Source organism: Streptomyces sp. NPDC001770 (assembly GCF_053596135.1).
Genome location: NZ_JBSFFN010000031.1, coordinates 75,689 through 92,663, shown reverse-complemented (window position 1 = coordinate 92,663; position 16,975 = coordinate 75,689). Strand labels below are relative to the sequence as shown.

At 71.0% G+C, this 16,975-nt stretch carries 16 protein-coding genes; 5 read left to right on the top strand and 11 right to left on the bottom strand.

Annotation, left to right across the window (positions count from 1 at the left end):
- Positions 1-25: 25 nt before the first annotated feature.
- On the bottom strand, positions 26-1,474 hold the full coding sequence (gene uriT, locus ACWCSV_RS25410) for a uridine transporter UriT (protein WP_451145884.1): 1,449 nt from the start codon (positions 1,472-1,474) through the stop codon (positions 26-28).
- On the bottom strand, positions 1,471-2,463 hold the full coding sequence (uriH, locus tag ACWCSV_RS25405; RefSeq protein ID WP_451145920.1) for a uridine-preferring nucleoside hydrolase UriH: 993 nt from the start codon (positions 2,461-2,463) through the stop codon (positions 1,471-1,473). Before uriH ends, uriT begins: the two co-directional genes overlap by 4 nt.
- Positions 2,464-2,947: 484 nt before the next feature.
- Between uriH and ACWCSV_RS25400 the strand changes: the two genes are divergently transcribed.
- The 4 genes from ACWCSV_RS25400 to ACWCSV_RS25385 all read left to right on the top strand — a co-directional run bounded on the left by ACWCSV_RS25400 (position 2,948) and on the right by ACWCSV_RS25385 (position 5,923).
- Positions 2,948-4,114 (top strand): LacI family DNA-binding transcriptional regulator, encoded by a 1,167-nt coding sequence (locus ACWCSV_RS25400; protein WP_451145882.1) that lies wholly within the window; start codon positions 2,948-2,950, stop codon positions 4,112-4,114.
- Positions 4,098-5,024, top strand: a complete 927-nt coding sequence (rbsK, locus tag ACWCSV_RS25395; RefSeq protein WP_451145880.1) for a ribokinase — start codon at positions 4,098-4,100, stop codon at positions 5,022-5,024. The genes ACWCSV_RS25400 and rbsK overlap by 17 nt, the downstream gene beginning before the upstream one ends.
- A gap of 88 nt (positions 5,025-5,112) precedes the next feature.
- Positions 5,113-5,379, top strand: coding sequence for a UBP-type zinc finger domain-containing protein (locus ACWCSV_RS25390; RefSeq protein ID WP_451145878.1), 267 nt, complete (start codon positions 5,113-5,115; stop codon positions 5,377-5,379).
- A gap of 85 nt (positions 5,380-5,464) precedes the next feature.
- Positions 5,465-5,923, top strand: a complete 459-nt coding sequence (locus tag ACWCSV_RS25385; protein WP_327178999.1) for an SRPBCC family protein — start codon at positions 5,465-5,467, stop codon at positions 5,921-5,923.
- A gap of 105 nt (positions 5,924-6,028) precedes the next feature.
- Here ACWCSV_RS25385 and pssA read toward each other — a convergent pair whose 3' ends face one another.
- From pssA to ACWCSV_RS25345, 8 genes are all read right to left on the bottom strand, one after another.
- Positions 6,029-6,892, bottom strand: coding sequence for a CDP-diacylglycerol--serine O-phosphatidyltransferase (pssA, locus tag ACWCSV_RS25380; RefSeq protein WP_390961881.1), 864 nt, complete (start codon positions 6,890-6,892; stop codon positions 6,029-6,031).
- Entirely contained in the window at positions 6,879-7,526 is a 648-nt protein-coding gene (locus tag ACWCSV_RS25375; RefSeq protein ID WP_451145875.1) for a phosphatidylserine decarboxylase, read from the bottom strand. Before ACWCSV_RS25375 ends, pssA begins: the two co-directional genes overlap by 14 nt.
- A gap of 180 nt (positions 7,527-7,706) precedes the next feature.
- Positions 7,707-8,912, bottom strand: a complete 1,206-nt coding sequence (locus tag ACWCSV_RS25370) for an acyl-CoA dehydrogenase family protein (protein WP_451145873.1) — start codon at positions 8,910-8,912, stop codon at positions 7,707-7,709.
- A gap of 24 nt (positions 8,913-8,936) precedes the next feature.
- Positions 8,937-9,440 (bottom strand): MaoC family dehydratase, encoded by a 504-nt coding sequence (locus ACWCSV_RS25365; RefSeq protein ID WP_451145871.1) that lies wholly within the window; start codon positions 9,438-9,440, stop codon positions 8,937-8,939.
- A 2-nt stretch (positions 9,441-9,442) separates the two neighbouring features.
- Positions 9,443-10,414, bottom strand: coding sequence for an HpcH/HpaI aldolase/citrate lyase family protein (locus ACWCSV_RS25360; RefSeq protein WP_451145869.1), 972 nt, complete (start codon positions 10,412-10,414; stop codon positions 9,443-9,445).
- Positions 10,411-12,423, bottom strand: coding sequence for a protein meaA (locus ACWCSV_RS25355; protein ID WP_451145867.1), 2,013 nt, complete (start codon positions 12,421-12,423; stop codon positions 10,411-10,413). Before ACWCSV_RS25355 ends, ACWCSV_RS25360 begins: the two co-directional genes overlap by 4 nt.
- Positions 12,424-12,432: 9 nt before the next feature.
- A complete protein-coding gene (ccrA, locus tag ACWCSV_RS25350) occupies positions 12,433-13,809 on the bottom strand; it encodes a crotonyl-CoA carboxylase/reductase (RefSeq protein ID WP_451145865.1) in 1,377 nt (458 codons plus the stop codon).
- Positions 13,810-14,202: 393 nt separating this feature from the next.
- Positions 14,203-14,997 (bottom strand): GNAT family N-acetyltransferase, encoded by a 795-nt coding sequence (locus ACWCSV_RS25345; protein ID WP_451145863.1) that lies wholly within the window; start codon positions 14,995-14,997, stop codon positions 14,203-14,205.
- A gap of 192 nt (positions 14,998-15,189) precedes the next feature.
- Here ACWCSV_RS25345 and ACWCSV_RS25340 point away from each other — a divergent pair, with 192 nt between their 5' ends.
- Entirely contained in the window at positions 15,190-15,999 is an 810-nt protein-coding gene (locus tag ACWCSV_RS25340; RefSeq protein ID WP_451145861.1) for a restriction endonuclease, read from the top strand.
- Positions 16,000-16,057: 58 nt separating this feature from the next.
- Here the strand turns inward: ACWCSV_RS25340 and ACWCSV_RS25335 are convergent, their stop codons facing one another.
- The gene (locus ACWCSV_RS25335; RefSeq protein WP_451145859.1) at positions 16,058-16,888 is read right to left on the bottom strand and encodes a TetR family transcriptional regulator; all 831 of its coding nucleotides are present in this window, start codon (positions 16,886-16,888) and stop codon (positions 16,058-16,060) included.
- Positions 16,889-16,975 lie beyond the last annotated feature (87 nt).

The following is a 16,975-nucleotide window of genomic DNA, read 5'->3' as shown; positions in this document are numbered from 1 at the left end:
GGACTTCTCCGGGTACGGGGCGGAGCTACCCGCCGACCTCGGCCCGCGCGGGCTTCGGGATCAGGAAGGACACCGCGAGAGCGATCACGATGAGCACGATCCCGGCGATCATCGCGGACGAGTAGCCGGCCGTCGAACCGGCCGACGACGGACGGACCGCACTCTGGACGGCGTCCAGAACGACGAAGCTGAGGCCCGCGCCGAGGTTGAACGCCCCCGCGTTCAGGCCCGGCAGGAAGCCCGGGTTGTCGTCGGGTGACAGGACGATGCCCAGCCCGTTGAGGATGATGTTCCCGATGCCCGCGTACGTGATGCCGACCAGCAGGGAGCCGATCAGCAGCCAGGCACGCGAACCGGTGTGCAGGGTGCTCGCGAGGACCGCGACGGAAATCACGGAGCCGATCAGACCGACCCGCAGGACGCGGCCGTACCCCCAGGTGGCCGCGGCGCGGCCGGCCAGCGGGCCCATCGCGAACCCGGCGAGGGCGTAGGGGGTGAGCGTCCACCACGCGGAGCCGGTGGCGGACATCCCCAGGCCCGCCTCGGCGTTCTGGGCGAAGGCGGGCACCAGGCCGTTCATGACGGCGAAGACACCCGTCATGGTGAGCAGGGTGCAGGCGAGCAGCGACCAGGTGGCGCGGCGCCGCAGGTGGTGCAGGGCGACCAGCGGGTGGGCGGCCCTGCCCTCATTGCGCCAGAAGAGGGCGAACGCGGCGACCCCGACGACCGCCATGATCACGGCGTATGCCCAGTCGGCGTCGCCCAGCTTGCCCGCCTCGTCGAGCGCGAGCAGCACGGTGCCGACCGAGACCGCGAGGAACAGAGTGCCCGGCCAGTCCATGCGGGTGTTGCCCGCGGTGGCCTTCGACTCGGGGGTGAGGGTGGCGACGAGTACGGCGCCGAGCGCGGCGACCACGGCCATGGTCCAGAAGACGGAGCCGAAGCCGAAGTGGTCGGTGAGCGAGCCGCCGGCCACGGAGTCGAGGCCGGCGATGCCGCCGTTGACCGCGGTGATGACGCCGAGCAGGGTGCCGTACGTCTTCGGCTCCCGGACCTCGTTGCGCAGCATGATCAGACACAGCGGCACGACCGGCCCGCTGACGCCCTGGAGCACACGGCCGACGAAGAGCACCGGGACGTTCGTGGCCAGGGCGGAGATCACGCAGCCGACGACCATCAGCGCGAGCATGCCCGTCAGTACCCTCCGGCGGCCGATCAGGTCGCCCAGGCGCGGCAGGAAGAGCGAGAAGACGGCCGCGGAGGTGAAGAACGCGGTCTGGGTGCTTCCGATGGAACTCGACGTGGTGTGCAGCGACTCGGCCATGTCCGTCAGCGCGGGGCTGAGCATGCTGGCGTTCAGCTGGAAGGCGAAGCAGGCCACCAGCAGGGCGGCCATCAGCGCGCCGACGCGTGCCGGACGGCCGTGGCCGTGGCCCTTCGCGCCGAGCGTGACGGGTGCGGTGGAGGCGGTCACGCCCGCTCGCCCTCGGGAGAGGGAGCGGGCCGGTCGCCGTCCGGGTCGCCGCCCTCGCCGATACGCTCCAGCGCGTCGACCACCAGGCCCCAGAAGCGGTCGCGGTCGAGCGTGACGGCGACCTGGGTACGGCAGTCCTCGGGTGCCGGCCGGCGGAAGTCCGCGACGGTCATGCCGAGGGTGAGCGAGCCGTGCAGCTCGATGTCGACCGGGACCCTGCGCGTCGTCATGACGTCGGGGTCGATGACGTAGGCCACGGCGCACGGGTCGTGCACCGGCGGGTGCTCGAAGCCCTGCGCCTCCAGGTACATGTCGCCGAAGAAGTCCAGCAGCTCACCGACGAACCGGGCCGGGCGGGTGTCGACGGCGGCGATCCGCTCGCGGACCTCCGGGGTGGCCAGCGCCTGGTGGGTCAGGTCGAGGCCGACCATGGTGACCGGCCAGCCCGCGTTGAAGACGATGTGCGCGGCCTCGGGGTCGATGATGATGTTGAACTCGGCGACCGCGCTCCAGTTGCCCTCGTGGTAGCCGCCGCCCATCAGGACGACCTCGCGGACCCGTTCGGCGATGCGCGGTTCCTTGCGGACCGCCATGGCGATGTTGGTCAGTCCCGCGGTCGGCACGATCGTGATCTCGCCCGGCTCGTGCGACATGACGAGGTCGATGATGAGGTCCACCGCGTGCCGCCGGTCCAGTTCGGTCCGGGGCTCGGGCAGCACCGGGCCGTCCAGGCCGGAATCGCCGTGGATGTCGGGGGCCGTCTCGATCTCGCGGACCAGGGGGCGGGGGTTTCCCGCCGCGAACGGCACGCCGGTGATACCGGCGATCCGGGCCACCGACAGGGCGTTGCGGGTCACCTTCTCCAGCGTCTGGTTGCCGACCACGGTGGTCACGCCGACCAGCTCCACGCCGGGGCTGCCGTGAGCCAGCAGCATGGCAATCGCGTCGTCGTGTCCGGGATCGCAATCGAGGATGATCTTCCTGGTCAACATGAGCCCCTTTGCTCGGCTGTGACGGTGTGCGGGTGCGCGCCGGACGGACCGGCGGCAGAACCTTGGGAACGATCACCGGCCCGTCCCGGGCACCGGGCCCCGGCGGGGCCGCACGGCCGGTCCGAGAAGCACGTCGTGCCCGCCGGTGTCCGTACCGGCCGGGCGGGGACGACGGGGAGTGCGTCCGCCCGGCCTCTCCCGGCGTCGGAGCCGGGTCGGCACCACCCTGCGGGAGGACGGTGCGCACGCTCGGGTCGCAAGGTCGGGAAGACGTTGGGAAATCGTTCTCCCAAGAGACTGCTCAACCCCGACCCGAATTGTCAATGCATGAGGCACGCATCACAGTCACTGCTGGTCGGAGCGGGCTGAGGGCGTTTCAACAGCCCTTCACCGGGGCGTTTTCGAGTGATAACGTTTGCCCTCGTCAACGATGACGAGGGTTCGCCGCAGGGCGGGCCGTGGCCGGCAAGGAGGCTGCCCGGTGGGCGAGGTGACCCTCAAGGACGTCGCGGCGCTGTCCGGTTGCTCGGTGGCGACCGTCTCCCGTGTCATGGCCGGAACGCGGCCGGTCGGTGAGGAGATCGCAGCCCGCGTACGGGCCGCCGCCGAGACCCTCGGCTACGTGCCCAACCAGGTCGCGCGCTCCCTGCGCAGCCGGTCCACGGGCACCGTGGGACTGGTGCTGCCCCAGATCACCAACCCGTTCTACCCCTCGCTGGTGCGGGAACTCACCTACGCCCTGCACGGCTACGGGCGAGCGGCACTGCTCGCCGACTGCGACGACGACCCCGGTGTGGAGGCCGGCCGGATCGCCGACCTCCTGGGCAGGCGGGTCGACGCCATGCTGGTGGTTCCCGTCGACGAACACCTCAGCCGGACCGCGGTCGCCGACGCGGCCGCCAAGGTGCCGCTGGTGCTGCTGGACCGCGGCTGCGGGCCCGGCGTCGCGGACCTGGTCGCTGTCGACAACACCGCCGGCATCGCCCTGGTCCTGGACCACCTGGCGGCCACCGGCAGGCGCCGGCCCTGTTTCATCGGCGCCGCGGGCACCGACTCGGCCGCGGCCGAACGCCGGGCCGCCTTCGGGGCGAGCGCCGGCACTCTCTTCCCCGGCGGCGAGCGGGCCCCGGTCGAACTCGGGGACTTCTCCGTCGCCTGGGGCCGGACCGCCGTCGACCGGCTGTGGCCGTACCGCCCCGACGCCGTGGTCTGCGCCAACGACCTGATCGCCATCGGGGCGCTGCAGCGCCTTCGCGAGCTGGGCGCCGACGTGCCCGGCGACGTCGCGGTGACGGGCTTCGACGACGTGCCGATGGCCTCGCTCACCGCCCCGGCGCTGACCACCGTCCGTCAGCCGGTCCACGAACTGGCCGCCGAGGCCGTCGCGTTACTGGCCGGAAGGCTGGACGCCGGCCGCGTGGACGGCCCGGCCGCCGCGCGTACCCCCGGTGTCCGAAAGGTGCGCACGGTACGACTGGCACCGGAGCTGGCGGTACGGGGCTCCAGCGTCCCGGCGGCCGGGGGGACACCCCCGGCCTCCGCACCCCGCCGGCCGCACACGCCCAGCCGGGCCGCGGCACCGGACTCCCGCCCGGTGACCCCCGTGCCCCCGCAGCGGCCCCGTGACCGCAATGACCCAACACCGTGAGGAACAAGCAGTGATCGCCGTCGTCGGAAGCCTGAACCTCGACCTTGTCGCCCCCGTGCCGCGGCACCCCGTGCCCGGAGAGACCGTGCTCGGCGGGGACATCGCCCAGCACCCCGGCGGGAAGGGCGCCAACCAGGCCGTCGCCGCGGCCCGCCTCGGTGCCGGTGTCTCCTTCGTCGGCCGGGTCGGCGACGACGACGCAGGCCAGGTGATGACGAGCGCCGTGGGCGGCCAGGGCGTCGACATCACCCACGTGCGCACCACCGCCGGCACGGCCACCGGCCGGGCGATGATCGCCGTCTCCCCGGCCGGAGAGAACAGCATCATCGTCAGCCCTGGAGCCAATTCCCGTCTCGGTGCCGCCGACTGCGAGGCCGCCGCCGACGTGCTGCGCCGGGCGGCCGTCACCGTCCTCCAGCAGGAGGTACCGGACGAGGCCAACCACGCCGCCGCCCGTCTCGCCGGCGGGACGGTGCTCTACAACCCGGCGCCCGTGACACCGGGCACCACTCCGCCGCCCCACGTCGACCTGCTCGTGCCCAACCGCACCGAGCTGGCGGCGCTCACGGGGACGGACGTCCCGCGCACCACCGAGGAGGTCGTCGCGGCCGCCCGCCGGCTGCGCGGAGCCGGAGCGGTCGTCGTCACCCTGGGCGGCGACGGCGTCCTGCTGCTGGAAGGCACCGCGCACCTGCACCTGCCCGCCTTCCGGGTGCACCCGAAGGACACCACGGCGGCGGGGGACTGCTTCTGCGGCGCCCTCGCGGTCGGACTCTCCGAGGGCCGCTCCCTCACGGAGGCCGTCCGCTGGGCCTCGGCCGCCGCGGCGCTGAGCACCACCCGCGCGGGAGCCCAGTCCTCCCTTCCGGCACGGGACGAGGTCGAGGAGTTCCTCAGCCGCCAGAAGTGATCGGTACCGGCCGCCCGGGGAGCTTCGACCGGCACGCACCGTACCTCCCCGGCCTGCCGCCCCGCGGCCCCGGTCGTACGCTCGACGTATGGCTCTCTGCGAAGAACTGGACCGAGCGAGCCCGGACCCCGCCCCCGCCCCTCCCGCCGACGCCTGCGCCGACTGCCTGGCCGTCGGCCGGGACGACTGGGTGCACCTGCGGCTCTGTCTGACCTGCGGCCGGGTGGCCTGCTGCGACAGCTCGCCGCTGCGGCACGCGACCGCCCACTACGAGGCCTCCGGGCACCCCGTCATGCGCTCCCACGAGCCGGGCGAGGACTGGCGCTGGTGCTTCCGCCACGAGGTGCTCGGCTGACCGCACAGGCACCCGGAGGCGGGCGTTCCGGGTGCGCCGGGGGAGCGCGCACCGAAGACTGGGCGCATTCCCCGAGGAGGAACTCATGGCCACGCAATTCGAGGCGATCGTCGAGATCGACCGTCCGATCGACGACGTCTTCGCCTATCTCGCCGACGGCGAGAACGACAGGGACTTCAGCCCGCGCGTGCAGAAGATCGAGAAGACTCCGGCCGGCCCCACGGTCGTCGGCACCACGTTCCGCTCGACGGTCAAGGACGCCGGAATGACCACCCAGCGGGAATTCGCCATTACGGAACTGGTGGCTCCGACCCGGGTCCGCTGGCAGGAGAAGTCCAAGAACATCGTCGCCGCGGCGGACGGCGGGTACGACCTGGAGGCCACCGGGAACGGCGGGACCCGGGTGCGGATCTACAACGTCCTCGAAGGCCACGGCATCGGCAAGCTCCTGGTCGGCTTCGCCGTCAAGGCCGCGCGCAAGGACGCCCCCGCCTTCGGGCTCCGTATCAAGAAGGCCGTGGAAGCCGCCGTCCCGGCCTCGTGAGCGCGGCGGGAGCGTCGCGTGAGCCGCCTGGAGCGCCCCGGACGTGCGAGAGGCCCGGATGCCATGGGCATCCGGGCCTCTCCGCGTACGTGCGTACGGCGACGGCTACGGCAGCTGCGCCGCGCGCGCCTCCCGACGGTTGCCGCGGAAGGTGTTCACGCGCCGCGCGGTCGCGAAGAGCGGAATCACCGCACCCAGCACGACCTGGAGCGCGCAGCCGGTCTGGAGGAGCAGCTGACCGCCCGGGGCGTCGAACGCCCAGGCGACGAGGAGCCCCATCGCGGCCACGATCCAGCCGAGCATCGCCACCGCGAGCACGCCCCGCGGCTTCGGGTACTCGACCCGGCTGACCATCAGCCACGCCACCCCGACGATCGCGAGGAGGGTGGGCACGAAGGGCAGCTCCAGGAGCACGATCGAGACGACCGTGAGCGCTCCGAAGGGGCTCGGCATGCCCTGGAACATGCCGTCCTTCAAGGTCACGCAGGAGAACCGCGCAAGCCGCAGCACCACCGCGAGCAGCACCACGATCGCCGCGAGCGCCGAGACCCGCTGGTGCGCGTCGTCCGCGACCATCCCGTAGACCAGGACGAAGTACGCGGGCGCGAGACCGAAGCTGATGAGGTCGGAGAGGTTGTCCAGCTCCGCACCCATCGGCGACGACCGCAGCTTGCGGGCCACCAGACCGTCGAAGAGGTCGAAGACGGCTGCCATCAGCATCAGGATCACCGCGGTGGCCGCGGAGTGACGCGCCATGCCCGACTCGTCACTGCCCGTGAGGTGCGGGATCAGAATGCCCGTGGTGGTGAAGTACACCGCCATGAACCCGCAGGTGGCGTTGCCGAGCGTGAGGGTGTCCGCTATCGACAGCCGCAGTGAGAGGGGCATGTCCTGGGTGCCGTCGCCGTCACCCTCGTCGGCGGCCTCGGGCACCCAGTCGGCCTGGGTGTCCGGATCAACCACGGTCAATTCGAGTCACCCCCGCGGTGGTGGCCTGGCCGACCTCGACCGCGACCTCGACGCCTTCCGGCAGGTAGATGTCGACGCGCGAACCGAAGCGGATCAGGCCGATGCGCTCGCCCTGCTCGACCTTCGTGCCCTGGGGGATGTAGGGCACGATGCGACGCGCGACCGCGCCGGCGATCTGGATCATCTCGATGTCGCCGAGCTCGGTGTCGAAGTGCCAGACAACGCGCTCGTTGTTCTCGCTCTCCTTGTTGAACGCCGGGACGAACCCGCCCGGAACGTGCTCGACCGACGTCACGGTACCGGCCAGCGGAGCGCGGTTGACGTGGACGTTGAGCGGGCTCATGAAGATCGCGACGCGGGTGCGCCCGTCCTTCCACGGCATGATGCTCTGCACCACGCCGTCGGCCGGGGAGATGACCCGGCCCTGCGCGATCTCGCGCTCGGGGTCGCGGAAGAACCAGAGCATGCCCGCCGCGAGCGCGGTGGTGGGCACGGCCACGGCGGCCCAGCGGCCGGACTTGCGCGCCCGGGCGAGGCTGAGCGCCGCGGTGGCGACGGTCGGGAGGAGCCACGGCGATGCTCCGCGAGCGATGCGGACCCCGCCGCGGTGTGCGGAGGTAAGGCTGTCGGGCATGAATGACCTTCGTAGCGGATGATGCCGCGCTGGCAACGGGGGACGGCGGCTTTCCGTCGATGCTATCGGTTGGTGGCCACAACTGGGCAAGCCAGCAGCCGAGTCGGACGGCTGGTAGACCCCGCCCCAGGATCACTGGATGTGATCTTCTTCGCGGCCAAATCGCCCCGAAAGGGACGATCAACCCTGCAAGCGGTACTCCTCCAGGAGTCGGCGGCCAATGATCATTTTCTGGATCTCGGCGGTACCCTCACCGATCAGCAGCATCGGTGCCTCGCGGTAGAGGCGCTCGATCTCGTACTCCTTGGAGAAGCCGTAGCCGCCGTGGATACGGAAGGCGTCCTCGACGACTTCCTTGCAGTACTCGGAGGCGAGGTACTTCGCCATCCCTGCCTCCAGGTCGTTACGTTCCCCGGAGTCCTTTTTGCGGGCCGCGTTTACCATCATCGCATGCGCCGCTTCGACCTTGGTGGCCATTTCAGCCAATTTGAACTGGATGGCCTGGTGCTGGGCGATCGGTTTTCCGAAAGTTTGACGCTGCTGAGCGTACGAAACGCCCAATTCGAATGCACGTTGAGCGACGCCGCAGCCACGCGCCGCCACGTTCACCCGGCCGACCTCGACTCCGTCCATCATTTGGTAAAACCCTCGCCCGGTGGTGCCACCAAGGACCCGATTGGCCGGAATGCGTAGTCCGTCCATGATGAGTTCGGTCGTGTCGACCCCCTTGTAACCCATCTTGTCGATCTTCCCGGGAATGGTGAGCCCGGGCCTGACCTCCCCGAAGCCGGCCTCCTTCTCCACCAGGAAGGTCGTCATCGACTTGTGCGGCGGCGTTCCCTCGGGGTGTCCTTCGTCACTCCGGCACAGGACCGCCACCAGGGTCGACGTCCCCCCGTTGGTGAGCCACATCTTCTGGCCGTTCAGGACGTACTCGTCGCCCTCGCGCACGCCCCTGGACGTGATCGCGGACACGTCCGAGCCCAGAGCCGGCTCCGACATCGAGAAGGCGCCCCGCACCTCGCCCAGTGCCATGCGCGGCAGGAAGGTGTCCTTCTGCTCCTGCGTGCCGTGCTGCTTGAGCATGTACGCCACGATGAAGTGCGTGTTGATGATCCCCGACACGCTCATCCAGCCGCGCGCGATCTCCTCCACGCAGAGCGCGTACGTGAGCAGCGACTCACCCAGCCCGCCGTACTCCTCCGGGATCATCAGCCCGAACAGGCCCAGCTCCTTGAGCCCTTCGACGATCTCCGTCGGGTACTCGTCGCGATGCTCCAGCGCGGTCGCGACCGGGATGATCTCCTTGTCGACGAAGTCCCTTACGGTGGAGAGGATTTCCTCTTGGACGTCGGTCAGACCGGCGGTCCGGGCGAGTCGGCTCATGACGGCTTCTCCTGTGACTTCGCTCTAGTTGACGGGGGTCGGGCGGCCGGGCTGTTCGCCGCCGCGCGCCTCGATGTACTCCTGGGTGGGAACCATCACCTTGCGCCGGAAGACGCAGACGACGGTCCCGTCCTGCTTGAAGCCCCGGGTCTCGACGTACACGATGCCCCGGTCGCTCTTCGACTTCGACGGGGTCTTGTCGAGCACCGTGGTCTCGCCGTAGACCGTGTCGCCGTGGAAGGTGGGCGCGATGTGCCGCAGCGACTCCACCTCCAGGTTGGCGATGGCCTTGCCCGAGACGTCCGGCACCGACATGCCGAGCAGCAGCGAGTAGACGTAGTTCCCGACGACCACGTTCTTGCCGAAGTCGGTCGTGTTCTCGGCGTAGTTGCTGTCCATGTGCAGCGGATGGTGGTTCATGGTCAGCAGGCAGAAGAGGTGGTCGTCGTACTCGGTGACCGTCTTTCCGGGCCAGTGCTTGTAGACCGCGCCGACCTCGAACTCCTCGAAGGTGCGTCCGAACTGCATGGTCAGGCCTCCGGGGCTTCGAACTTCGAGGTGCGCTGCATCCCGGCCGCCCGCCCCTTGCCGGCGATGACCAGCGCCATCTTGCGGCTGGCCTCGTCGATCATCTCGTCGCCGAGCATCGCCGAGCCCTTCTTGCCGCCCTCCTCCGAGGTGCACCAGTCGTAGGCGTCGAGGATCAGTTCGGCGTGGTCGTAGTCCTCCTGCGACGGCGAGAAGACCTCGTTGGCCGCGTCGACCTGGCCCGGGTGGAGCACCCACTTGCCGTCGAAGCCCAGCGCCGCGGCACGGCCGGCCACCTCGCGGTAGGCGTCCACGTCACGGATCTGCAGGAACGGTCCGTCGATCGCCTGGAGGTCGTGGGTACGGGCCGCCATCAGGATGCGCATCAGGATGTAGTGGTACGCGTCGGCGCCGTAGCCGGGCGGCTGCTGACCGACGACCAGGGTCTTCATGTTGATGGACGCCATGAAGTCGGCCGGCCCGAAGATCAGCGTCTCCAGCCGGGGCGAGGCCGCCGCGATGGTGTCGATGTTCACCAGGCCCTTGGCGTTCTCGATCTGCGCCTCGATGCCGATCCGGCCGACCTCGAAGCCCATCGTCTTCTCGATCTGGGTGAGCAGCAGGTCCAGCGCGACGACCTGCTCGGCGTCCTGGACCTTCGGCAGCATGATGCAGTCGAGGTTCGGCCCGGCGCCTTCGACGACCGTGATGACGTCCCGGTACGTCCAGTGCGTGGTCCAGTCGTTGACCCGTACCACCCTGGTCTTGCCGGTCCAGTCGCCCTGGTTGAGCGCGTCGACGATGGTGTGCCGCGCACCTTCCTTGGCGAGCGGCGCGCAGGCGTCCTCCAGGTCCAGGAAGACCTGGTCGGCCGGGAGGCCCTGGGCCTTCTCCAGGAAGCGCGGGTTGGAACCGGGCACGGCCAGACACGAGCGGCGGGGACGCAGCCGGTTCACGGGCGTGGGCGTGGTCATGCGGGGACCTCCAGAGGGTCGAGCTTGTTGGCTTTGCGGATCTCGTCGACGATACGGCCGATGATCTCCGTGATACCGAAGTCCTTCGGGGTGAAGACGGCGGCGACCCCGGCCCGGACGAGGGCGGCGGCGTCGGCGGGCGGGATGATCCCGCCGGCGATCACCGGGACGTCGTCCGCGCCGGCCTCGCGCAGCCGGTGGAGCACGTCGGGGACGAGCTCGGCGTGCGAGCCGGAGAGGATCGACAGGCCCACGCAGTGCACGTCCTCGGCCAGCGCGGCGGAGACGATCTGTTCGGGCGTCAGCCTGATGCCCTGGTAGACCACCTCGAAGCCGGCGTCGCGCGCGCGTACGGCGATCTGCTCGGCACCGTTGGAGTGCCCGTCGAGACCCGGCTTGCCGACCAGCAGCCGCAGCCGTCCGCAGCCGAGGTCCTCGGCGGTACGGGCCACCTTCGCGCGGACCGCCGCCAGTGGGGTGCCCGGCTCGGCGGTCACGGCCACCGGCGCCGAGGAGACCCCGGTCGGGGCCCGGAACTCACCGAACACGTCCCGCAGCGCCCAGGACCACTCGCCGGTGGTCACCCCGGCGCGGGCGCACTCGACGGTGGCCGCCATCAGGTTCTCCGTACCGGCGGCGGCCTTCTTCAGAGCGGCGAGGGACTCGGAGGCGCGCGCCTCGTCGCGGCCGTCCCGCCAGGCGTGCAGGGCTTCCACCACCCGCGCCTCGTTCTCCGGGTCCACCGTCATGATGGCGCCGTCCAGGTCGGCGGTGAGCGGGCTGGGCTCGGTCGCCTCGTGGACGTTGACGCCGATGATCTTCTCCTCGCCGCTCTCGATCCGGGCCCGCCGCGCGGCGTGCGAGGCGACCAGCTCGGACTTGAGATAGCCGGACTCGACGGCCGCCATCGCGCCGCCCATCTGCTCGATCCGGTCGATCTCCTCCAGCGACTCCTCCACCAGGGCGTCCACCTTCGCCCCGATCACCCGCGAGCCGTCGAAGATGTCCTCGTACTCCAGCAGATCGCTCTCGTGCGCGAGGACCTGCTGGATGCGGAGCGACCACTGCTGGTCCCAGGGGCGCGGCAGCCCCAGCGCCTCGTTCCACGCGGGGAGCTGCACCGCACGGGCGCGGGCGTCCTTGGAGAGGGTGACGGCCAGCATCTCCAGCACGATGCGCTGGACGTTGTTCTCCGGCTGCGCCTCGGTGAGGCCCAGGGAGTTGACCTGGACCCCGTAGCGGAACCGCCGCTGCTTGGGGTCGGTGATGCCGTACCGCTCGCGGGTGATCCGGTCCCAGATCCGGCCGAAGGCGCGCATCTTGCACATCTCCTCGACGAAGCGGACACCCGCGTTCACGAAGAACGAGATGCGACCGACCACCGCGCCGAACTTCTCCGGGGGCACCTGCCCGGAGTCGCGCACCGCGTCCAGCACGGCGACGGCCGTGGACATGGCGTAGGCGATCTCCTGGACGGGCGTGGCCCCGGCCTCCTGGAGGTGGTAGCTGCAGATGTTGATCGGGTTCCACTTGGGGACGCGGTTGACCGTGTACGTGATCATGTCGGTGGTCAGCCGCAGGGAGGGCCCGGGCGGGAAGACGTGCGTCCCGCGCGAGAGGTACTCCTTGACGATGTCGTTCTGCGTGGTGCCCTGGAGCCTGCCCGGGTCGGCGCCCTGTTCCTCGGCGACCACCTGGTAGAGCGCCAGCAGCCACATCGCGGTGGCGTTGATCGTCATCGAGGTGTTCATCTGCTCCAGCGGGATGTCCTGGAACAGCCGGCGCATGTCGCCGAGGTGGGAGACGGGCACACCGACCCGGCCGACCTCGCCGCGGGCGAGGACGTGGTCGGGGTCGTAACCGGTCTGGGTGGGCAGGTCGAAGGCGACGGAGAGTCCGGTCTGGCCCTTGGCGAGGTTGCGCCGGTAGAGCTCGTTGGACGCCTCGGCCGTCGAGTGGCCCGCGTACGTCCGCATGAGCCAGGGACGGTCCTTGTGACGTTCGGTCATCGGGAGACCTCAGACGTTGTCGCGGGAAGGGGTGGCGGCCGGTTCCGCGGGGGCGCCGCGGAACAGGTTGATGGAGTCCAGGTGCTTCGCGCGCAGTTCCTCGTCGCGCACGCCCAGACCCTCGCGGGGGGCCAGCGCGAGGACGCCGACCTTGCCCTGGTGGACGTTGCGGTGGACGTCGTGGGCTGCCTGGCCGGTCTCCTCCAGCGTGTACACGCGGGAGAGCGTCGGGTGGATCTTCCCCTTCGCCACCAGCCGGTTCGCCTCCCACGCCTCGCGGTAGTTGGCGAAGTGCGAGCCGACGATCTTCTTGAGCGACATCCACAGGTAGCGGTTGTCGTACTCGTGGGTGTACCCGGAGGTGGAGGCGCAGGTGACGATGGTGCCGCCCTTGCGGGTCACGTAGACGGAGGCGCCGAAGGTCTCGCGGCCGGGGTGCTCGAAGACGATGTCGACGTCCTCGCCACCGGTCAGTTCGCGGATGCGCTTGCCGAACCGCTTCCACTCCTTCGGGTCCTGGTGGTGCTCGTCCTTCCAGAACGTGTAGCCCTCGGCGCTGCGGTCGATGATCGCCTCGGCGCCCATCCGGCGGCAGATCTCCGCCTTCTGGTCGTTGGAGACCACGCAGATCGGGTTGGCGCCGCCGGCCAGCGCGAACTGCGTGGCGTATGAACCGAGTCCGCCGCTGGCGCCCCAGATCAGGACGTTGTCGCCCTGCTTCATGCCCGCGCCGTTGCGCGAGACGAGCTGGCGGTACGCGGTCGAGTTGACGAGGCCGGGGGCCGCCGCCTCCTCCCAGCTGAGGTGGGCGGGCTTGGGCATCAGCTGGTTGGACTTCACGAGGGCGATCTCGGCGAGCCCGCCGAAGTTGGTCTCGAAGCCCCAGATGCGCTGCTCGGGATCGAGCATCGTGTCGTTGTGGCCGTCGGACGACTCCAGTTCGACGGAGAGGCAGTGCGCGACGACCTCGTCGCCCGGGTGCCAGGCGTTCACGCCGGGCCCGGTGCGCAGCACGACGCCCGCCAGGTCGGAGCCGATGACGTGGTACGGCAGGTCGTGGCGCTTGGTCAGCTCGCTGAGCCTGCCGTACCGCTCCAGGAAGCCGAAGGTGGACACCGGCTCGAAGATCGAGGTCCAGACGGAGTTGTAGTTCACCGAGCTGGCCATGACGGCGACCAGGGCTTCTCCCGGGCCGAGTTCGGGCACCGGGACCTCGTCGAGGTGGAGCGATTCGCGCGGATCCTTGTCGCGGGTGGCCCGCCCCTCGAAGATTCCCGCTTCGTCCTTGTGCACGGTCACCGCGCGGTACGACTCGGGGAGGGGCAGCGCCGCGAAGTCGGCTGCGGTGCTTTCCTGCGACTGGATCGCGTCCAGGATGTCCTTCACGGTGATGCCTCCGGCGGGTGGTGTCTCCCCTGCTCGAACGGGCCGAGAGCCAGGGGAACGCTGGTGAGGAACGCTTCGGTGGTCCCTGCGGACAGGGAGCGGTGCGGTCTGGAGGTGTGCCGTCGGTTCGGCGGGTGGTGCGCGGCGTGCTCGGTGGAGCGGAAGGGTGCCTGTGACGCAGGCGTCCGGGCGCGCGGGCACGGTAGGCCCCCGGGGACAGCCGGCGTACGTCGATTTCCCGGTACGCCGGCCGCCCGGACACCTTCAACGTATGGCACTGCGTGACAGCTGACAAGGCACCGAGTGCCAGAAATTTCTCTCAGCTGTCATCCGGTCGGCACGCATGAGCAACACGATGGGCGTTCTGATCCGGTCTGTCCCGCAGGAGAACGGCTACGGCGCGATGCGGTACACGTACGGCGTCGTGGTGGCGAGCGCCGTGAAGCCCAGCCGCGCCAGGATCGGCGCCGAGTCCGCGGACGCGTCGACCTGGAGGTGTCCGACCCCGTGCGCGGCGGCCGTACGGGCCCGGTGCGCCACCAGGGACCGGTAGATGCCGCGCCCCCGCCACTCCGGGTGCGTCCCCCCGCCCCAGAGCCCCGCGAAGGAGGTGCCCGGGTACAGCTCCATCCGCGCCGAACTCACCGGAATCCCGTCCGCCACGGCCACCAGCCCGAAGAACTCCTCCGGCGCCGCCGCCAGCCGCGCCAGCAGATGGTCGCGCAGCCACGAGGAGTCCGTGCCGAACGCCGCCTCGTGCGCCTCGGCCATCAGTCGCACCCCCGCCTCGTCGTGGACCTCGCGCAGCTCGACCCCGGCGGGCGGCCCGGCATCGGCCGGCAGGTCCGCCACCGCCGCCACCATCAGCGTCTCGGGCGGCTCCGGGACGAACCCCGCCGCCCGCAGCCGGTCGCCCAGATCGGCGGGCCGGTCGTAGTCGTAGAGCTTCCACTCGAAGGAGGTGACACCGCGTGCCAGGCAGTACGCGACCTGCGCCGCGACGGCCGCGTCGGCGCCGTCCTCGTCGAGCGCCGGCGAGGACCACACGACGGCGCTCCAGGTGTCGTCGCCGCCGCTCTGGCGGACCACCGGACCGTCCCGCTCCACCCGCGCACCGGGGCCGTCGGGGCGGGCGTGTTCCCGCATCTCGTGATCGAACAGGGCAAGAAGCCGCTCAGGTGTGGACATCGGCGTACCCGATCACATCGCGAGGGCACCGACCAGCGAATTTCGGCCGCGCCTGCGTCGATCGCCCCATCCCGGGCAGATGCCGGACCGGATGATCTTGCACCTCGCGGGACGCCCGGCCCGCGGAACACATGACGCGCGGGGCGTACGGCTTCAGGGAACACAGGGACGGGACGAGGGGTGGCGGACGGGATGCCGACAGCGATACGCGGGCGCACACGGATGCGCCGCGGGGACTTCAGCCTCCGGCGCACGGCGGTGGGGTTCGCCCTCGCCGCGCTCCTGCTCGTGGTCGGCGGGGTGCTGCTCCGCACCGCCTGGCAGGGCGTCGGCGGCCATCCCGTCGTCCGGGGCGCGCTCCTCGTCCTCGTCCTCGCGGGCGTGGTCCTCCTGCTGCGCCGACGCCGCCGGCGCAGGCGCGCCGCCCGGCTCGCGGCGGCCGTGACCGAGGCGGCGGAGGAACTGGTGGACACCGCGCTGGCGGAGATCGACGAGGCGGTGGCGGCGGAGGTGCGGGCCGAGCCGGTGCTCGCCCCCGAGCCCGTGTACGAGCCCGAGCCCGTGTACGAGCCTGCTCCGGTGGACTTCGCGGCTCTCGACCCGTACGCCTTCGAGGAGGCGGTGGCGGACCTCTGCCGTCGTGACGGCTGCCGGGACGTCGAACGGGTGGGCGGCGCCGGGGATCTCGGCGCCGACGTGCTCGCCACCGCGCCGGACGGCCGCCGCCTCGTCGTCCAGTGCAAGCGCTACGGCCCCGCCAACAAGGTCGGCTCGCAGGACCTCCAGCGGTTCGGCGGGACCTGCTACGCGGTCCACGGGGCCGACGCGGCGATCGTGGTGACCACCGGTGAATTCACCGCGCCCGCCGCCGAGTACGCGGCGGCCTGCGGCATCGTGTGCATCGACGCGGACGCGCTGGCGGGCTGGAGCGAGGGGGTGCTGCCGCCGCCGTGGGAGTCCCCGGCGGTCGTCGGCGGGCCCGGACTGCCCGAGCCCGCCTGAGGGGCTGTCGGGCCGGGCGGTCTCCTGGGCCGTGTCCGACGGGCGGCCGGCCCGCTTCTCAGCGCTCCTTCAGTGCCTGCTGGATCGTCCGCATGACCTCGTCCAGCGGGGCGTCCGTCCGTGCCACCGCGACCAGCACCTCACCGTCCGCGGTCACCGAAGCGGCGGGCGGCGCCGCGGGCTTCGCCGGCTCGGCGCCGGCGATCCGGCCCGCTCCGAAGCCCGTACCGGTGCCGAAGGTCTCCCGGACGATGGCGAAGGCGTGGTCGAGCTGGTTCTCCACGTCGCCGTTGCCGTCCGCCCGCAGCCAGCGCCGCAACACGTGGTTGTGGGCGGTCACCACGGCCGACGCGGCGACCTCCGCCAGCAGCGGGTCGTCGTTGCCGACATGGCTGTCCCGCTCGTCGAAGTGGCCCAGCAGATAGCGCGTGAACAGCCGCTCGTAGCGGGCCACCGACGCGATCTCGGCCTCACGGAGGGCCGGCACCTCGCGGGTGAGCTTGTAGCGGGCCACGGAGACGGCGGGCTTGGCCGCGTACATCTTCATGACCTCCTTGATGCCCCGGCACACCGTGTCGAGCGGGTGCTCGTGGGAGGGCGCCGCGTTCAGGACCGCCTCGGCCCGCACCAGGGTGTCGTCGTGGTCCGGGAAGATCGCCTCCTCCTTCGACCGGAAGTGCCGGAAGAAGGTCCGCCGGGCCACGCCCGCGGCGCCCGCGATCTCGTCGACGGTGGTGCCCTCGTACCCCTTCGTCGCGAAGAGCTCCATGGCCGCGGCGGCCAACTCGCGGCGCATTTTCAGCCGTTGGGCGGCAGCGCGGGTGACGGCCGTGCTCTCCGGGGCGTCGGAGGCGGCGGTGGCACGGGGTGACCTGGCGGGCTGGGACATGGTGTGAACGTACTCCATGGGTGCGGGGAAGCGCGCCCGAGGTGGTGTGCTGCCGATCAAGGGCGCGCATGACCCGCAGGACACCAC